Source organism: Porphyromonas endodontalis ATCC 35406, from assembly GCF_000174815.1.
Taxonomy (GTDB): Bacteria; Bacteroidota; Bacteroidia; order Bacteroidales; family Porphyromonadaceae; genus Porphyromonas; species Porphyromonas endodontalis.
Genome location: NZ_ACNN01000026.1, coordinates 1 through 17,471, shown reverse-complemented (window position 1 = coordinate 17,471; position 17,471 = coordinate 1). Strand labels below are relative to the sequence as shown.

Annotated in this window: 13 protein-coding genes; all 13 read left to right on the top strand. The window is 45.5% G+C overall.

Going from position 1 to position 17,471, the window contains the following annotated elements; translation table 11 throughout:
* Positions 1-74: 74 nt before the first annotated feature.
* The 13 genes from clpP (at position 75) to rho (ending at position 17,308) form a co-directional block, all read left to right on the top strand.
* Positions 75-761, top strand: a complete 687-nt coding sequence (gene clpP, locus POREN0001_RS05960) for an ATP-dependent Clp endopeptidase proteolytic subunit ClpP (RefSeq protein ID WP_004334212.1) — start codon at positions 75-77, stop codon at positions 759-761.
* A gap of 49 nt (positions 762-810) precedes the next feature.
* Positions 811-2,073: an ATP-dependent Clp protease ATP-binding subunit ClpX gene (gene clpX, locus POREN0001_RS05955; protein WP_004334219.1), complete on the top strand. Its 1,263-nt coding sequence runs from the start codon at positions 811-813 to the stop codon at positions 2,071-2,073.
* A gap of 35 nt (positions 2,074-2,108) precedes the next feature.
* The gene (gene recQ, locus POREN0001_RS05950) at positions 2,109-4,283 is read left to right on the top strand and encodes a DNA helicase RecQ (RefSeq protein ID WP_004334372.1); all 2,175 of its coding nucleotides are present in this window, start codon (positions 2,109-2,111) and stop codon (positions 4,281-4,283) included.
* A 37-nt stretch (positions 4,284-4,320) separates the two neighbouring features.
* Positions 4,321-5,706 carry a peptidylprolyl isomerase gene (locus tag POREN0001_RS05945; protein ID WP_004334149.1) on the top strand — a complete coding sequence of 462 codons (1,386 nt, stop codon included), beginning with the start codon at positions 4,321-4,323 and terminating at the stop codon, positions 5,704-5,706.
* Positions 5,707-5,776: 70 nt separating this feature from the next.
* Positions 5,777-7,756: an OstA-like protein gene (locus POREN0001_RS05940; protein WP_052296693.1), complete on the top strand. Its 1,980-nt coding sequence runs from the start codon at positions 5,777-5,779 to the stop codon at positions 7,754-7,756.
* Entirely contained in the window at positions 7,669-8,079 is a 411-nt protein-coding gene (locus POREN0001_RS09065; protein WP_052296692.1) for a hypothetical protein, read from the top strand. The genes POREN0001_RS05940 and POREN0001_RS09065 overlap by 88 nt, the downstream gene beginning before the upstream one ends.
* On the top strand, positions 8,076-10,001 hold the full coding sequence (mutL, locus tag POREN0001_RS05930) for a DNA mismatch repair endonuclease MutL (RefSeq protein WP_004334310.1): 1,926 nt from the start codon (positions 8,076-8,078) through the stop codon (positions 9,999-10,001). The genes POREN0001_RS09065 and mutL overlap by 4 nt, the downstream gene beginning before the upstream one ends.
* A 371-nt stretch (positions 10,002-10,372) precedes the next feature.
* On the top strand, positions 10,373-10,843 hold the full coding sequence (greA, locus tag POREN0001_RS05925) for a transcription elongation factor GreA (protein ID WP_004334269.1): 471 nt from the start codon (positions 10,373-10,375) through the stop codon (positions 10,841-10,843).
* 38 nt (positions 10,844-10,881) lie between these two features.
* Complete coding sequence (locus POREN0001_RS05920) at positions 10,882-11,280, top strand: HIT family protein (protein WP_004334106.1); 399 nt, start codon at positions 10,882-10,884, stop codon at positions 11,278-11,280.
* Positions 11,281-11,543: 263 nt separating this feature from the next.
* Positions 11,544-12,899 (top strand): DEAD/DEAH box helicase, encoded by a 1,356-nt coding sequence (locus POREN0001_RS05915; RefSeq protein ID WP_004334337.1) that lies wholly within the window; start codon positions 11,544-11,546, stop codon positions 12,897-12,899.
* Between the two features lie 36 nt (positions 12,900-12,935).
* On the top strand, positions 12,936-14,162 hold the full coding sequence (locus POREN0001_RS05910) for an ROK family transcriptional regulator (RefSeq protein ID WP_004334330.1): 1,227 nt from the start codon (positions 12,936-12,938) through the stop codon (positions 14,160-14,162).
* Between the two features lie 210 nt (positions 14,163-14,372).
* Positions 14,373-14,960 carry an RNA polymerase sigma factor gene (locus POREN0001_RS05905; RefSeq protein ID WP_004334268.1) on the top strand — a complete coding sequence of 196 codons (588 nt, stop codon included), beginning with the start codon at positions 14,373-14,375 and terminating at the stop codon, positions 14,958-14,960.
* 398 nt (positions 14,961-15,358) lie between these two features.
* The gene (gene rho / locus POREN0001_RS05900) at positions 15,359-17,308 is read left to right on the top strand and encodes a transcription termination factor Rho (RefSeq protein WP_004334346.1); all 1,950 of its coding nucleotides are present in this window, start codon (positions 15,359-15,361) and stop codon (positions 17,306-17,308) included.
* Positions 17,309-17,471 lie beyond the last annotated feature (163 nt).

Sequence of the window (17,471 nt, the reverse complement as noted above, 5' to 3'; positions counted from 1 at the left end):
TAGGGAATCTCTCTTGAGGGCTTACCTACCCTAAAGGCATCTTATAAGCATAGAGATAGCGAAACAGATACAAGATGACAGTACAAGACGAATTTAAGCACTTTGCAACCCGTAAGCTAGGGCTCAACAGCAATACCCTACACCATTACATATCCGCAAACGGAGGTTATGTGTCCCCTACTATCATAGAAGAACGCCAGCTCAATGTGGCTCAAATGGACGTATTCTCTCGTCTTATGATGGATAGGATCATTTTCCTTGGTGCGGGTGTAGACGATTATACCGCCAACGTAATACAAGCTCAACTACTATTCTTGGATAGCTCTGATCCCGGAAAAGACATCTCTATTTATATCAACTCCCCAGGCGGATCTGTATATGCCGGTTATGGGATCTACGACACAATGCAGTATATCAGTTGCGACGTATCTACTATCTGTACGGGTATGGCAGCCTCTATGGCGGCAGTACTGTTAGTAGCCGGCTCTCATGGAAAAAGGTTTGCACTACCGCACTCTCGTGTCATGATTCATCAGCCTTTGGGCGGAATGCAAGGGCAAGCCAGTGATATAGAGATCGCAGCAAAAGAGATCTTGCGTGTAAAGGGAGAGCTTTACAAAATCATCTCTGAGCACTCCGGGCAACCACTAGAAGTCATTGAACGCGATAGCGATCGAGACAAATGGATGACAGCCGAAGAGGCTCAGGCTTATGGTATGATTGATAAGGTACTCAGCCCCAAGCCAAAGAAAGGAAACTGATTGACCTCTATACACACAAAGAGATAGTACTCCTCCAGTAAAAAGAGAGATGGCTCCTAAAAAGAAAGACGGCAATCATAAGCATTGCAGCTATTGTGGACGTGGAGAAGAAGATGTAAACTTCTTGATACAAGGCGAAGAAGGTGTAGCCATATGTGACCTTTGTATCAACGAAATGAACAAGATGATCCGCCAAGCGATGGGTCCTACTCCTGTAGATAGCACGGTAGAGAACCCTCCCAAAGCAGACCTTTGTTTTGAAAAATTGCCCCGCCCCAAAGACATAAAAGCCTTCTTAGACCAATATGTAGTTGGACAAGATGCTGCAAAAAAATACCTCTCGGTTGCTGTATACAATCACTATAAACGGGTGCTCCAAGTGCCCAATGACGAAGATATTGAGGTAGAAAAAAGCAATATCATCATGGTAGGGCCTACGGGTACAGGTAAGACACTCCTTGCCCAGACTATAGCCCGTATGCTAGACGTACCCTTTGCCATTGCAGATGCTACCGTACTTACCGAAGCTGGTTATGTAGGGGAAGATATTGAAAGTATCCTCACTCGTCTTTTGCAATCGTGCAACTACGACGAAAGAGCAGCAGAGCGTGGAATCGTATTCATTGATGAGATAGACAAAATTGCGCGCAAAAGTGATAATCCCTCCATTACTCGCGACGTGAGTGGAGAGGGTGTGCAGCAAGGGTTGCTCAAGTTGCTTGAGGGGTCCATTATCAATGTACCTCCGGCAGGCGGTCGCAAGCACCCCGATCAAAAGTTCATCCACGTAAATACTCGTCATATTCTATTTATCTGTGCAGGGGCTTTCGATGGTATCGAACGAAAAATTGCCAACAGATTAAATACTCGCTACATTGGTTACCAAGAAGAAGGTGAGCGTTCTCATGTTGATCCTCAGCATCTTCTCAAACATGTCTCCCACCAAGATCTTAGAGCCTATGGGCTTATTCCCGAGATCCTTGGGCGTCTCCCCATCCTTACTTATCTTGATCCTCTAGAAAGAAGTACCCTCAAGAGCATTCTTACTGAACCTAAAAACGCCATTATCGGTCAGTACGTAAAACTCTTTGCAATGGATGGAATCAAACTTCATTTTACCGATGAGGCTCTCGACTATATCGTAGACAAAACGATCAAAGAGGAACTGGGAGCTAGAGGACTTCGCTCCGTAGTGGAAACAATCATGATGGAAGCGATGTACACCCTCCCGGGTAATACCGACGTTTCCGAACTTCTCGTAACACGAGAATACGCACAAGAGCATAGCAAGGAACTACATATTCGCAATTAGAAGAGAGATTGCATTCTATCCCCCACTCCTCTAACATGGATCTAACCCTACTGGCTCATCTCAAAGAGCATTTTGGCTTCGAGACATTCAAAAATCACCAAGAAGAGATTATTTGCGCCCTATTGGAGGGCAAAGATTGTTTTGTGTTGATGCCTACCGGAGGGGGGAAAAGTATGTGTTACCAGTTGCCCGCCCTTATCTCTGAGGGGACGGCAATTATCATCTCTCCTCTCATTGCTCTTATGAAGAACCAAGTAGATGCTTTACGTAGCTACTGTAATGACGACTGTGTAGTGCACTTCTTTAATTCGTCTCTACGCAAGAGTCAAATGGATCTTGTGCGACAGGACACCCTAGCGGGGCGAACCAAACTTCTCTATGTTACCCCCGAGTGTCTTACTAAGGAGGAGAACCAAGCTTTCTTACAATCTATTTCTATTTCCTTCTTTGCCATAGACGAAGCTCATTGCATCTCTGAGTGGGGTCATGACTTCCGTCCGGAGTATCGTAAAATACGCCCTATGATCGATGTTATAGGACGCCGTCCCATCATTGCTCTCACGGCAACAGCCACCCCCAAGGTGGAGCACGATATCCTGCGAACCCTACAAATTCCTCAAGCTCATATCTTCCGATCTTCATTTAATCGACCCAATCTTTTCTACAGCATACTCCCTAAAAATGAGGATGTTGATCGAAATATTGTTCGATTTGTTCTCTCAAATCCTCAAAAAAGTGGCATAGTCTATTGCATGAGTCGGAGCAAAGTCACTACTTTTGCCAAGATTCTTCGGATCAATGGTATCCGTGCCCTTCCTTATCATGCCGGTTTAGATGCTCAAGAGCGAGCCGCTAATCAAGATGCATTCCTTAGCGAAGAGTGCCAGGTAATTGTAGCAACCATCGCCTTTGGCATGGGGATAGACAAGCCCGATGTACGCTTTGTCATTCACTACGATATGCCTAAAAGTCTTGAGGGATATTATCAAGAGACCGGTAGAGCGGGACGAGACGGAGGAGAGGGAGTATGCATTGCTTACTACAGCCAGAGCGACATGCAACGGTTGGAAAAGTTTATGCAAGACAAGAGCAATAGTGAGCGAGAGATAGGCAAACAACTGCTTGCAGAAACAAGTAACTATGCCGAGTCCGCCCTATGTAGGCGCAAGCTCCTACTTCATTATTTTGGAGAAGAATACAGAGAGGAGAATTGTGGAAATTGTGACAATTGTACGATGTCAAAAAAGAAATTAAACGCAAGTGAGTGGTTACAATCTCTCATAGAGACGGTACTCGCACTCAAAGAAAAATTCAAAGCAGAATACGTAGTAGACGTGCTAAGAGGCGTGGATACTGCGGATACAGAAGCCTATGGCCATACCGAACTAGAGTGCTTTGGGCAAGGAAATGATGTAGATGCCGATCTATGGCAATGCGTCATTAGCCAAGCTGTGATAGGAGGATTTATAGACAAGGATGTAGAGAACTATGGTATCCTGAAGGTAACAGCAAAGGGAAAAAAGTTCCTAAAGAAGCCCACCAAATTCGAGGTCGTAATTGATGATCAAGACGATGAAGAGGATGCCATGGTAGGTAAAGAGGATGCTTCCGGAGAGGCAGGAGACCCCGAGCTTTTCTCTATCATGAAAGAATTTCGTAAGACGATGGCTCTACAACTAAAGGTGCCGGCTTACGTGATCTTCCAAGATGCCTCTCTCAAGGCTATGGCTACACTCTACCCCACCACCGAGGAGGAATTACAGAACATTCCCGGAGTAAGTTCGAGTAAGGTAAAGCGCTACGGAGCCGAATTCCTCAAGCTCATTCGCAAACATGTGGAGGAGAATGAAATAGAACGCCCCATAGACTTCCATGTACGTACTATCCCCAACAAGTCTAAGATCAAGCTCACCATTATCGAACAGATCGACCGCAAGGTATCGCTCGAAGATATCGCTTTCTTCAACAATTTAGAGATTGATGAGCTCCTCACCGAATTGGAAGAAATCGTATACTCTGGCACGGGCATCAATATCGACTATGCCATCAAAGAGATAATGGATGATAGTGATGTTTTGGAGGTATATACCTACCTCAAGCAATCAGAGACGGACTCCATAGATGCTGTTCTCGAAGAGTTTGGGGATGTCTATTCCCTAGAGGAGCTACGTCTTATTCGCATCAAATTCATATCCGAGCAAGCCAATTAACCTAGCCCAACCCCCATTTCTCTAAGCAATAAAGAAAATGAAAAGACTCAACTCCCTACGCCCTTGGATTCTAGCCATCGGGCTATCATGTGTCTCCATGTGTACCCTATTGGCTCAGCAAGTCATAGACGAAGTAGTTTGGATGGTGGGGGATGAAGCGATCCTTCGCTCCGATGTAGAATATCAAAAGCTACGCCTTCTCTCTCAAGGTGTACGCCTAGATGCCAACTCAGAGTGCGCCCTACCGGAGCAACTTGCCGTGCAAATGCTCTTCCTCAACCAGGCAAAAATTGATAGCATCACGGTAGATGATGCGATGATCAATCGCTATGTGGAAGCCAATATCCAAGGGATGATAGCGGAAGTGGGTTCTAAAGAGAAACTCGAAGAGTACTTCAATAAAAGTCTAACTCAGATTAGAGAAGACCAGAGACGGCAGGCCAAAAGCGGAGAGATCGTGCGTGCCATGCAGCAAAAGCTGGTGTCGAACATCTCGGTAAGTCCGTCGGAGATACGTGCTTACTTCGCCTCCATCCCCACAGACTCTCTACCCTATATTCCTACCCGACTAGAAGTACAAAAAATTGTGCGCAAGCCCATTGTAAAGCTATCGGAGATCGATCGTATTAAACAAAAACTTCGCGAATACTCTGAAGAGGTCAACTCCGGAAAAACTTCTTTCTCCACCCTTGCTCGCCTCTACAGCGAAGACACTCGTACAGCCCTCAATGGCGGAGAATATGGATTTGTGGCCAAAACGAGTTTGGAAAGTGAGTTCGCTCGCATTCTCTTCGATATGCCCAACAACAAACGAGTTTCTCCCATTATCCAAAGTGAAGAAGGCTACCACATTGTACAAATCATAGAAAAACGTGGAGATCTTATCAACTTCCGCCACATTCTCTTGCGCCCCAAAGTTGCCGACGAAGCCCTTGAGACGGAGGTTACCAAACTCGATAGTATAGCCGGTCAGATAACGAGTGGAGCCCTCTCCTTTGAGGCTGCTGTAGCTCAATATTCGCAAGACGAAGAAACAAGCAATAGCGAGGGATTACTCGTAAATACCAATTACCAAAGCACCTATGCCGGCAGTTCGTTCTTCCCTCTTGAGGAGCTTCCCCAAGATATTAGCCGAGAAGTGGCTAATCTAAAGGTAGGAGAGCTGTCACGAGCTTTCGTAATGATCAATGAGAAAGGCAATAGAGAGGTCTTGATAGTAAAACTTCGCAATAAACACGATGCTCACCGCGCTACGCTTACAGAAGACTATCAAACAATCAAAGAAATGGCTCTCCAGCAAAAGCGAAACCAAGAGCTCGATGATTGGGTACGCACACAACAACTCAAAACATTTATCGAAGTTGCCGAGGGTTATCGCAATTGTGACTTCAAGTACCCAGGTTGGATTCACGATAATAAATAACCGAACAAAGGTCGCACAAAAGCCATTCTCCCTCCCTAAGAGCATGGATTGATCCCTATCTCGATAGAGAATGTCGAACAAAGACTCTCACCCTCACACTAAAGAGCACGCACGGTGGCAGATTTCCACTGTGGTGCTCATTGGTTTATTTATTCTCTTCTCTTCGTTCGCCCTAATGCCACCACCTCCTACCTTAGGGGGTAACACGCAAGCAAAAGGGACGCGACGCATTATCCTTGATCATGCAGATCGCCTAGAGTATAATGCCGAACTTACTCCCGGAGTACAGCGTCTTGTTGGAAATGTCCAGCTGCGCCATCTCAATTGGGTAATGACCTGTGATAGTGCCTTTCTCGACCAAGAGACGGATCAATTTGAAGCTTTCGGAAATGTGGAAATACACGAAGGGGACTCTATAACCATCCTATCGAAATACCTGAATTACGATGGAATGGCTCGGTTTGCAAGACTCAGAAATACCGTGGAGCTTCGTAACTCCACAGCCACCCTCTACACCGATAGTTTGGATTATGACAGGGTTGCAGGTAAAGGGTATTACTTCGATACGGGAACCATTGTAGACTCTCTCAATACCTTAACCTCCATCTATGGGGAGTACACCCCCAGTACAGACCAAGCTATCTTTCGGGATGCAGTAGAACTTGTCAATCCCGATTTTACTCTGAATACAGACTATCTCGTCTACAATACGCGAACAAAAATTGCAGTATATGATGGGCCTACATATATTGTTTCGGACTCCGGTCATATAGAAAGCACACGGGGAGTGTACGACACAGAACAAGACCTAGGTATCCTACTCGATCGCTCTATAGTGTACAACACACACGGTACCGTAGAGGGAGATTCTCTACTCTATGACAATCGGTTGAAGTTTGCAGAGGCCTTTGGTAATATGGTGCTGATTGATACCGTAAATCAAGCAATACTCAGAGGGGAATATGGTTATTATGACGAGAATAAAGAGTATGCCTTTTCTACCCAACACGCTTGGCTTACGGATTACTCAAAGCCCGATACTCTCTATCTCGGAGCCGATACTCTTGAGTTAATCACCCGAAAGCAGGAACCCAAAGACATTCGCATAACGCGAGCCTACCACAATACAAGGGTGTATAGAAATGACGCCCAAGCGGTAGCAGACTCCCTCCATTACTTCTCTATGGACTCTACAATGGCTCTCTATGGAGCCCCTATTCTATGGAGGGATAGCATGCAGCTAGAGGGTGACACAATACGCCTGCACTTTGCTGATGACACGCTACATCATGCAACGGCTTGGCTCAATGCAAAGGCCATGCGCCTGTTGGAAGACGATAAGTTCGAACAAATCAAAGGGGATTCTCTCATTGCTTTCTTTGCGGATAGTAGCATACGAGAGATGCAAGCCCACGGAGAGGTCGAGATGGTGTACTATGCCTTGCAAGAATCCATCAAGCACTACTATGCGGTGGGTCGCATAAAGTCGCCGCATGTATATACCTATCTCGCTGCGGATACTTTGCAAAAAACAATATGGCAAGGCCCCGCCTCGGGAGGGATTCACCCTATTGAGAGTGTAAGCCCAGACATATCTAGGATTAGCGGCTTGGTTTGGCAGCCGGAGAAACGCCCCCAATCTCCCGACGATCTATTTACCCAAGAGCTAGATTCTCTAGGAACTCCCATCCCTTACACACACCCTCAAGCCTCCACCCTCCGAGGCTTTAGCGGAGCACAAGCCGCATTGGCAGCTTATCAACTCCTAGACAAAGAGGTAGAGAAGCTAGAGACTCAGCAAGCCGCTCTAGAGCAGAAAGAGTCTCAAAACGATGGCAACGATAAGGACAAAGCGGAGCAAGAAGAGAAACTAAGTCTCTACATTCGCCGTCCCGATGAAAGCACACCCTCTTGGCTGGCTCCCCAGCCTCTTGATATTTTCAATAATGCAATGAAACAACTATGGGACTCTTTTTCTTCTTCAACAATCAACGAGCAAGACGCTTCGAACACAGGCCAATCTATTGGAATCAAGAGCGAGAAGCCCTAGAGGAGCGAGTAGCACGCATCCGAAAAGAACTCGAAGAAAAAGGAGAGATCTCTCCCGACAAAGAAGTAGACCTCTACAATACAGAGACTCTTTTAGGGAAACAAATTGCCGAGCACGAGGCAAAAAAGAAGGCACAAACAGAGGAGCATCGCACTCAATTTGCTGACGAACTCCACTCCTCTATGTTGCAAAACATGCGCCATCTTAGTCAGCAAGAAGAGAAAGGGATATCGGGCAGAGGGAGAATAAATGAAATACTAAAGATCCTGCTCGTACTCCTCGTATTGGGAGTATTGGTATGGTTCCTCTATTATAAAAAATGAGCGATATAATACATGTACTCCCCGATAGTATTGCCAACCAAATAGCAGCCGGGGAGGTTATCCAGCGTCCTGCATCCATCCTGAAAGAATTGGTCGAGAACTCTCTTGATGCCGGTGCAAAGCGTATTATTGTGGAAGTAGAAGAGGCCGGGAAGGCGAGTCTCAAGGTTACGGACGATGGCTGCGGAATGTCTCAAATGGATGCTCGCATGGCTTTTGAGCGTCATGCCACCAGCAAAATCTCTGACGTCCAAGATCTCTTTTCTCTACGCTCAATGGGATTTCGGGGGGAGGCTCTAGCCTCTATTGCCTCCGTTGCGCAAGTTGAGCTGACTACGAGACGCGCTGAAGACGAAATGGCTACCCAACTTACCCTTAATGGCTCCGACGTTGTGAGTGTACGCAACGTTGCTGCCCCCGTAGGGAGTAGTTTTATGGTACGAAATGTCTTCTTCAATGTACCGGCACGTAGGCGCTTCCTCAAATCCAATCAGACCGAGCTAAAACACCTTATAGAACAATTCGAGCGCATCGTATTGGTCTATCCCGGGGTTTCTTTCTCCTTTTATAGTGATGGAAACCTGACGCTCAATCTACCGGCCACTACACAGCGGCGCCGTATCACAGACACGCTGGGACAGTCTGTGGATAAGGGGTTAATTCCCATCCATTTCGAAAACGAAATCTCCAATATCAACGGATTCGTTTCCCTACCGGACTACGCAAAGAAACGAGGTGCAGAGCAATATCTGTTTGTCAATGGGCGATATATGCGCCATCCCTACTTCCATCGTGCCATCCTCTCTGTGTACGAGAAGCTACTCTCCCCCGGCTATGCCCCCAATTATTTTCTGTTCTTTTCCATCGATCCCTCTCGTATTGATGTAAACATACACCCCACAAAAACGGAAATAAAATTCCTCGACGAACAAGCCATCTTCAAGCTCCTAGCTATCGCCATTCGGCAGTCGCTGAGCACAACTATGGCTGTACCGACCATAGACTTCGAGCATAAAAACGTTGTAGATATCCCCATTTACTCAGGGAAACAAAAAGAGGTACTCCCCTCTCCCGATCAGCCTTTAGACCCGGACTACAATCCGTTTAATTCGACAGACCTACCCATTACCCAGTCAAGTGCTAAGGGGTATTCAGCCCCCTCTCGGCGACCGAAGGTGGATTGGAAGTCCATGTTCGAGAGCTTCGAGCAACACAAAGAAAACAGGGCTACAACCTTCTCTCAAAAAGAAGCAGCCCCAATCTCTCCGGAAAGCTGCCTAGTTTCGGAAAAAAATCCACCCCAAAATCAACTTTTTTCTACCCAAGAAAATTTTTCTTCTCAGGCAGTATCTCTAGAGAAAACACCCTGCTTTCTCCACGACAATAAATACATCGTTAGTTCTGTTAGTAGAGGTGTTGTTCTCATCGACTACAAGCGAGCTCAACAACGGATTATCTACGAAGAGGTAAAGAGGGAGTTTGCCAAAGAGGGAAAAGAACACGCAACTCGTAAGCTACTTTTTCCTGAGTTATGCTCATTCCCTACAAAGGATGTTGCTTTGGTGGATAGCCTTCTTCCCGAACTAGAATCCATCGGATTCGAGATTTCCTCACTCGGGGGAGGGAGCTACTCTATCTTGGCAGTTCCGGAAATGGTAGAGACTGATGCAAAAGAACTAGTCGAACAAATTATATCCAATGCCCTAGAGCAATCCATCTCTACTAAGGAGGCTCTTGTAGAAATCCTCGCCCTCAAATTATCGAATTATAGGGGGGCAATTAGCAACCTCCCAGTCTCTCCAGAGGGGATTGAAGCTCTTATTGCAAAACTATTCTCTTGCCAAGAGAGTACCTACACTCCGCAAGGGAAACTAATCATGCGCGTATTGTCTAACAACGAAATACAGCAAAGCTTCGACTAAAAGCTTATCTCTCCACGCCCTTCTTTCTCCCTCAAGCTCTAGGTCTTAACCACATGTGCTACAATAAGATTACTCTAGAGCTGATGGGATTGTATTTCTAAAAGGGGATAGGGAGGATAGGCCTACATTAAAAAGAAATAGCTACTTTTGCACTCGTATTGCGATAAAGGCCTATTACGGTGTCGCAGCACATAATGGGTCAAGCACTCTATGAAACAGAAACTTTTTTCTGACTTCTAGAACAGGGAAACCAAGAAGGACGCATAGAGAACCTGCCCATTGTTTTTTTGACATTAAGGTGAAAACAATAGCCATTCCTCCTCCCAATGAGTAAATGAAAGAGCAAGAGAAATGGTTCTAACCCAAGAGAAATGGAATATCACTACATGACTCAAGACGGATTCGACCGTCTAATGGATGAAATTAGTCGTCTGGAAAGGGAGGAGCGTCCTGCCATAGCCCAAGCAATTGCTGAGGCTCGGGACAAAGGAGACCTCTCAGAAAATGCGGAGTATGACGCTGCTCGCGAAGCTCAAGGGCTGCTCGAAGCAAAGATTTCGCAACTTAAAACACAAGCTGCCAACACACGCATTATAGACGAAAGTACGATTGATACTAGCAAGGTGCAACTACTAACCAAGGTAAAAGTGAAGCGCCTTGATGACAATTCTATTATAGAATACACGATTGTGCCCGAGATAGATGCCAACTTCAAAGAGCGGAAACTCTCCGTTACTGCCCCTATCGCCCGAGGACTTATCGGGAAAAAGGTAGGAGAGATAGCCGAAGTACAAGTACCTATAGGGCTTCTTCGCTTCGAAATTTTGGAGATCTCTATCTAAGGGTCTCACTCCGTAAGATTACAAATTGGTAATAAGCTATGAGTTCGATTTTTTCTCGAATTATTGCAGGAGAGATACCTTGTTATAAGGTGGCAGAAGACGAGCATCATTTTGCATTCCTAGACATCAATCCTAAGGCCATAGGGCACACTCTTGTAGTTCCTAAGCAAGAAGTCGATTACATATTCGACCTCGATGATGAGAGTACAGCTGCCCTTCACCTATTTGCCAAAAAGGTAGCAAAAGCCATTGGCGAGGCTATTCCATGTCGCAAGGTAGGTTCTTTTGTATTGGGATTAGATGTTCCCCATGCACATATCCACCTCATACCCCTACAAGACGAATCGAGCGTAAATTTTGCCTCGGGGCAACACCTCTCGCTAAGTAGCGAAGAGATGCAACGTATTGCAGACAGTATAGCACAAAGGATCAAATAAAGAAGAAACGAACCAAGCAGGAGTCCCTCCTCCAAAGGCAAATCTGCCCTATCCTATCACTCCCATACAAGTTTTATTATTTGTATGGGAGTTCTTTTTTTAGTCAAAGAGATTTTCAAAGAATAGTTTAGATATAAAACACTTTAGAAAGCAAGAGATAAGCAAGCAAAGGGAGCTATTATAGAGTTTCAAAAACATTTCTTCTACAAAAAGGCCATTATAAAGAAAAAACTCCTATCTTTGCTAGGGAAAGATTGTATGTAATGAATTTTTTCGATTTTGACTTTGCAGACGAAGTCCTAGACGGACTGGATGCCATGAATTTTTCAGAGCCAACCCCCATACAAGAGGCGACTATTCCACCTCTTTTGGAGGGGCGAGATCTTCTTGGATGTGCCCAAACGGGTACTGGCAAAACGGCAGCTTATCTTCTTCCCATCATTAATCGAATCTATTTAGGCGAGTTCGAAGAGGGGTATATCAAGGCTATCGTAATGGCTCCTACACGAGAATTAGCACAACAAATAGATCAGCAAATTACGGGATTTGGATACTTTGTTTCTATCTCCTCTCTTGCCATATATGGGGGGACTGATGGATCAGCTTGGGCACAAGCTCAGCGGGGAGCCGAGCGGGGGACCGATATTGTTGTAGCCACCCCGGGTAGGCTAATCTCCATGCTAAATCTACAAGCTGCGGACATATCTCACACTTCCTATTTTGTTATTGATGAGGCTGATAGAATGCTCGATATGGGCTTCTATGATGATATAATGAGCATCTGTAGACATCTACCTAAGACCTGCCAAATTGCACTCTTTTCGGCCACAATGCCTCCCAAGATAGAGGAACTCGCTCGTAGTATTCTTAAGGATCCGGTACACGTTGCCATCGCAATTTCCAAACCTCCCGAGACCATTCTACAGAGTGCCTATATCTGCTACGAAGCACAAAAATTACCCATTGTTACAGATCTCTTGTCCTCAATGTCTGAAGAGAAACCAACCAAAACGGTGGTATTCTCCTCTTCAAAGCTCAAGGTACATCAGCTTGCTACTGCTCTAAAAAGCAGAGGAGTAAATGTTGCAGAAATGCACTCGGACCTCGACCAGACCACGAGAGAACAGGTAATGCGTGACTTCAAAACGGGTTATGTGGAGGTGCTTGTAGCTACAGATATTGTGGCCAGAGGTATTGACATTGATGACATCAAGGTGGTAATCAATTACGATATGCCTCATGATCCCGAAGACTACGTACACCGTATCGGACGTACGGCAAGAGGGACTGACGGAAGAGGCGTTGCTATCACCCTTGTCAACGAAGAAGAACAACGTAGCTTTGCTGCTTTAGAACACTTCCTAGGATACTCGATATACAAAGTTCCCATAGGGTCGGAGTATGGAGAAGCCCCTAAGTACTCTCCAAAAACATCTCAAAAGCGTTACAATAACGGAGGGAATAGACGTCGCCCGAAGGGCGAAAAGCAAGCTAAAAGAGCTTCTAACGGAAAACAAAAACAGACACAATCTGAAAACGGAACAACCCCCAAAGGACGGGTTTCGCACCGCTCTAGAAAACCCTTTTTCAGAAAAAAGCGATCTAAGGGGGAAGAATAAACACTATTATCTCTATTGCCAATAATGAAGAAATCAATGAAAGAACCCATATTACTCAGTGAAGTCTCATCTGGGACAAAGGTTGGACAAACGAAAAGCCAGATCATTGCATATTGTATCGAACATGGTCCTTCTACCATTACCGATCTCGCGCATCATTTAATGCTTAGCACGCCTACCGTTACTAAGTTCATCACAGAGCTAGAGAACAAAAAGTGCATTGCCAACTATGGCAAGCTAGAGACTAATGGAGGGCGTTATCCCTACATCTATGGGTTACACCCCGAAGCAGGGATATTCATCGGAGTAGATGTACAGCACGATCGTATCCACATTGGACTTATGAATTTGGTGGGAGACATCCTCCTACAAGACTACGATATTCCTTACACGCTAAGTGATACCCCGGAAGCTCTCAGCGAGCTTTGCAACCTGATTCGCTCCTTTATCTCGGAACATAAGGTTGACACGAGCAACCTACTCAATATCAATGTCAATATGCCGGGGCGTATCAACTCTCTAACAGGGCATAGCTATACCTTCTTCCAACAGCTACAAAAAGAAATATCGCTCGCAGAGATTCTCAATAAAGAACTAGGCTTTAATGTTTCGTTGGACAACGATACACGAGGCATGGCTTACGGAGAATATACGCAAGGGGTAACAGCAGGCTCTGATGCTAAGAACGTTCTCTACCTCAATCTAAGCTGGGGACTTGGGCTTGGTATTATCCTCGATGGTAAAATCTACACAGGTAAATCCGGTTTCAGTGGTGAGTTTGGACATATGAGCATCTTCGACAATGAGATACTTTGCCCTTGTGGAAAGAAAGGCTGTATGCAAACCGAGATTGGCGGACTCGCCCTCCATCGCGTCCTCACACAACGTATTGCTGCAGGAGAGGTATCTGTGCTTTCTGACCTCTACAACAAAGGGCAGAATATCACACTGTCCGACATCATCGATGCTATCAATCATGAGGATGTACTTTGCCTCGAAGTTCTTGATTCGATTGGACGCAAACTAGGTAGACAACTTGCAGGACTCATCAATATCTTCAACCCCGAAGTAGTGATTTTGGGAGGAGCTTTGGCAGCAACAGGCGAGTTCTTACGCCTCCCCGTTGAGACTATTGTACGTACCTATACACTCAATGTTGTAAGTAACGACACATCTATCAAGATTGCCACTCTTGGAAAAGAAGCCGGGCTTATTGGCTCTTGCATGATGGCTCGCTCTCGCCGCTTTGGCAAAACAAACTAATCTAAAAACAGAGGGGAGGATAAAAATTTCTTCCCCTCCAATTTCCCTCCCTCTTGTTGCATATTTCGTAAGAATAGTGTTACTTTGCACCAGAGAGGGAGGAATAGTCTACCAAGGCTGCTCTCTCTCTCTCTCTGAGGAATATAAAACTAGATCACGATTGCCTATCGAAACATTGCTACTCTTTAATTATTAGAAGATCATAGCAATATGAAAGATATAAAGCTGAGATCAGACGATGAGTTGATCTCACTCTATGTTGAAGGTTGCAACGAAGCCTTCGATGCACTTATCGACAGATATGACGGTGAGTTGTTTTCTTATATACGTCTACAAGTAGGCGATAGCGATGTGGCAGATGACCTATTCCAAGATACTTTTATCAAGGTTATTCATGTGCTCCGTGCCGGTACCTATCAGATGCAAGGCAAGTTCCGCCAGTGGCTGTTTAGGGTCGCTCGTAACATGGTGATAGACTATTTTAGACGCACCAAGGCACAGCATGTTGTCTCGATCCATGACGAAAATTTTCGCGAAGAGTATCTTGATAGACTTCCCTACCCTAGCCCTAATATAGAGGAGCAGTTGGTAGAGCGAAATCGCAGAGATCTATTACACTCTTGTGTGGCACGTCTCCCCAAAGAACAGCGAGACGTACTCATCTTGCGCTACCATAAAGATATGAGTTTCAAGGAGATTGCCGATTATACTGGAGTCAGTATCAATACGGCATTGGGGCGAATGCGTTATGCTCTTATGAACTTGCGCAAGATGGCACCTCGTCAAGCCTTTGACTAAAACAGCCAGACTCCTTACAAAAGTCTAAAGCACTCTCCCTCCAGTCGGGAGGAAACAAAAAAGCTTTCATAAGGAGTTTTGTGTTTTTTAAGCACCGCTATTTAGATTTTGTATTGTACATTTGCAGGGAAATAGTATCGATGGATCTATATTAGGAGGTATAAAGTCTTCCTTGTCCTTGTAGAAAGAATCGTCCCTTTTTCTGAACTAATCGCTAAGTAAAACTTTCTCCTCTGGGAAAGTGATTTATTTTCGAGTTTCGTAAGTTTTTGGAATTGATTGATTCTCCATCGTAGCCAATCATATATTTATCATCTCCATAGTCTGCATAATCTTTTGAGATAAGGAGAAAAGACTAAAGGAGCATAAAAGCAAAATAGCAGAAGGTAATACACACGATGCAAACAAAGTACACTATTGTATCTCTTGATGGCAAAACAGACGAAGAGCTGCGCGCTATCGCCCAAGAATTAGGGATGAAAGACACCCCCTCGGGCAGAGATAAACTCATTTATGCCATTCTAGACTTCCAGGCAGAACTCCAGGCAGAAGTTGGAAAAGAACAAGGAAAATCTAAAGCAGACCGGGGTAACTCTAAGCGTCCCGATACAGGCAATACAAATACAACAGAGGGGAAGTCCTCTTCTCAATCTAAGGAGAAAGATCGCTCCAATACCCCCAAGGGGGCAGAAAGGGCCTCTACAAATAGCTCCTCTTCTCCCAAGCAGAAGAGTCTCTTCTCTCCGGACATGGACGACGAAGCGCGGAAAAAAGCCATCGAAGCTGCCTCAGCCGAGAGCGCAAGTCATCTAACAGGAAATATTAAGACGGAAAGCTCCTCAATCCATCCGGCTTTACTCTCTTCCAGCTCCATCCCGGAAGAAATAGCTTCAACCATCAAAAACGAAGATACATACCCCAAGGGGGCGGCAGCCATCCTCCCCGACACTCCGGCAGCCAAAGAGTCTCAAGAGTCGAATTCTCCGAATAAACCCACTCAAATGGTATTCACCAATGTTAATGCCAAAGACTCCCTCCTCGACTCTATTATGCCGCTAATTACCCCTACAAAGGGTACAAATGGAGAGAAGCCTGCAGCACCCCAGGAGCGTAAGGGACAGAAAAATGCAGAAAAGAGCAATCGTAATCAGCAAAATCGCCAAGATAAAGCGGGAAAAACAGAGAGCCACGGCGAAGAAGAAACCCCTCTATACAATTTCGAAGGTATGCTTCCTTGCATTGGAGTGCTGGAGGTTATGCCTGATGGATACGGCTTCTTGCGTAGTGCCGATTACAACTACCTCTCCTCGCCGGATGACATATACCTCTCACAACAGCAGATCAAGACCTATGGGTTAAAATCGGGAGATGTGGTAGAGGGAACCATCTATCCTCCTCAAGATGGAGAGAAATATTTCCCCTTTGCTTCTCTTGAGAAGGTGAATGGGAAGCTCCCGTCGGAGATTTTAGACAGAGTGCCGTTTGACCACCTGACTCCGCTTTTCCCCGAAGAAAAATTCAAGCTCGAAAGTCTTGATGTGGCAGGCGTATTCGATAAAACAGCCATGCGCATTGTAGATCTATTCTGCCCTATTGGGAAGGGACAACGTGGGCTTATCGTATCCCAGCCTAAGACGGGTAAGACAATGCTTCTAAAGGACATTGCCAATGCCATTGCAGCCAATCATCCCGAAGTCTATGAGATCATATTGCTCATTGATGAGCGCCCTGAAGAAGTGACAGATATGGCTCGCAACGTTAATGCTGAGGTTATCGCCTCCACCTTTGATGAGCCGGCTGAGCGTCATGTAAAGATTGCAGAAATCGTGCTAAGCAAGGCAAAACGTATGGTGGAATGTGGGCATGATGTTGTAATCTTACTAGACTCAATCACGCGCCTTGCCCGAGCATACAATACTGTGCAACCGGCCTCCGGCAAAGTCCTCTCAGGGGGTGTTGATGCGAATGCTCTACAAAAGCCTAAACGATTCTTTGGTGCGGCTCGTAATATCGAACACGGAGGGAGTCTTACGATACTCGCAACAGCCCTCACCGATACGGGCTCCAAGATGGACGAAGTGATCTTCGAAGAGTTTAAGGGAACAGGGAATATGGAGTTGCAACTCGACAGAAGAATCGCCAATAAACGCCTCTTCCCGGCTATGGATATCATGTCGAGTAGCACCCGCCGAGATGATCTTCTTCTCGATCCTGTAACCCTCAATCGCATGTGGATCTTGCGGAAGTATCTATCAGATATGAATCCCATCGAAGCTATGGAATTCGTTAAACAACGTATTGAATCTACGGATTCGAATCTTGAGTTCTTAGCATCGATGAATAGCTAAAAAGGCCATAGTTCAATGGTTTATAAGTACCTTCTCTCCAGATAGGAGTGTAGGTACTTTTTTGTTATGGGGAGTTCTTTTTAAGGAGGCAACCTCCCCACTCAACAAGATACAGTGACACTTAACTGTTCGATTGAGGGAGCAATTATTTGGGAGTACCCTT

Excerpts from the sequence above, each read along its gene's own strand:
- clpP (WP_004334212.1), top strand. The coding sequence starts at position 75 with ATGACAGTACAAGACGAATTTAAGCACTTTGCAACCCGTAAGCTAGGG.
- clpX (WP_004334219.1), top strand. The coding sequence starts at position 811 with ATGGCTCCTAAAAAGAAAGACGGCAATCATAAGCATTGCAGCTATTGT.
- recQ (WP_004334372.1), top strand. The coding sequence starts at position 2,109 with ATGGATCTAACCCTACTGGCTCATCTCAAAGAGCATTTTGGCTTCGAG.
- POREN0001_RS05945 (WP_004334149.1), top strand. The coding sequence starts at position 4,321 with ATGAAAAGACTCAACTCCCTACGCCCTTGGATTCTAGCCATCGGGCTA.
- POREN0001_RS05940 (WP_052296693.1), top strand. The coding sequence starts at position 5,777 with ATGTCGAACAAAGACTCTCACCCTCACACTAAAGAGCACGCACGGTGG.
- POREN0001_RS09065 (WP_052296692.1), top strand. The coding sequence starts at position 7,669 with ATGGGACTCTTTTTCTTCTTCAACAATCAACGAGCAAGACGCTTCGAA.
- mutL (WP_004334310.1), top strand. The coding sequence starts at position 8,076 with ATGAGCGATATAATACATGTACTCCCCGATAGTATTGCCAACCAAATA.
- greA (WP_004334269.1), top strand. The coding sequence starts at position 10,373 with ATGGAATATCACTACATGACTCAAGACGGATTCGACCGTCTAATGGAT.
- POREN0001_RS05920 (WP_004334106.1), top strand. The coding sequence starts at position 10,882 with ATGAGTTCGATTTTTTCTCGAATTATTGCAGGAGAGATACCTTGTTAT.
- POREN0001_RS05915 (WP_004334337.1), top strand. The coding sequence starts at position 11,544 with ATGAATTTTTTCGATTTTGACTTTGCAGACGAAGTCCTAGACGGACTG.
- POREN0001_RS05910 (WP_004334330.1), top strand. The coding sequence starts at position 12,936 with ATGAAAGAACCCATATTACTCAGTGAAGTCTCATCTGGGACAAAGGTT.
- POREN0001_RS05905 (WP_004334268.1), top strand. The coding sequence starts at position 14,373 with ATGAAAGATATAAAGCTGAGATCAGACGATGAGTTGATCTCACTCTAT.
- rho (WP_004334346.1), top strand. The coding sequence starts at position 15,359 with ATGCAAACAAAGTACACTATTGTATCTCTTGATGGCAAAACAGACGAA.